At 40.0% G+C, this 944-nt stretch carries 1 protein-coding gene; it reads right to left on the reverse strand.

Features of this window, described 5'->3' with window-relative positions; all coding sequences use genetic code 11:
• Positions 1-154: 154 nt before the first annotated feature.
• A partial coding sequence (locus ACRCJ0_RS15745; protein WP_431391126.1) for a substrate-binding domain-containing protein occupies positions 155-944 on the reverse strand: 790 nt, incomplete at its 5' end.

Raw genomic sequence — 944 nt, forward strand, 5'->3', positions numbered from 1 at the left:
GTATCTATCCGGTTTTAAAAACCCATAAATTCACAATTGATTATTCGACCTCTGAATAATTTAAAATACCCTCAAAATATAAAAGGAGTTGCTACTATATAGGAGTAGCAACTCTAATAAGATAAACCCTTAGTTGTTACTTAACTAGTCAGAATTATTGAGCAGTGCCTTCCCAGTCAGTAGTTTCGCCAGTAAAAATACTTGCGACTGTAGCTAAGCTTAAGTCAGAAACGCCATTCTCAGGGTTAACGATTACCGCAACACCATCAACAGCAATTGCTTCTGCAGTTACATCAGTTTCATCGTCCGCTAATGCACGAGAAGCCATACCCAAGTCTGCAGTTCCATCAGTAGCAGCCTTAACGCCTGCAGATGAACCATTAGATGTAATATTAATTTGAACACCTGAGTTTAATTCTTCATAAGCTTCCGCTAATTTTTCCATTACTGGAGAAACTGAAGTAGAACCAACAATGGTGATAGATCCTGATTGAGAGCCGTCACCTGCATAAGCTTCCGCATCAGCTTTAGCTTGTACAAAACCTTCATCTAAGACGATTGCTTGCCCTTCTTCAGAGAAAATGAAATCGTGGAAGTCAGCTACTACACCTTCTAATTCGCCTTGATATACGATGTTAAATGGACGAGAAATGGCGTAATCACCTGATGCAACGTTTTCTTCTGTAGCTTCAACACCATCAACAGAAACAGCAGTGACTGTATCGTTTAATGAACCTAAAGAAATATATCCGATTGCATTTGGATCATCAGCAACAGTAGTAATTACTTGGTCTGTACCATTCATGATGGTAGCTGCAGCAGTAGTGTTATCAATATCATCAGCCATAACGCCTGTAGCCTCTACAAAGGCATCACGCGTTCCAGAACCTTCTTCACGAGAAATTACTGAAATAGGACCAGTAATTGCTGCCGCTTCTGTTGTC

It is taken from the genome of Aerococcus sp. L_32, from assembly GCF_050689315.1.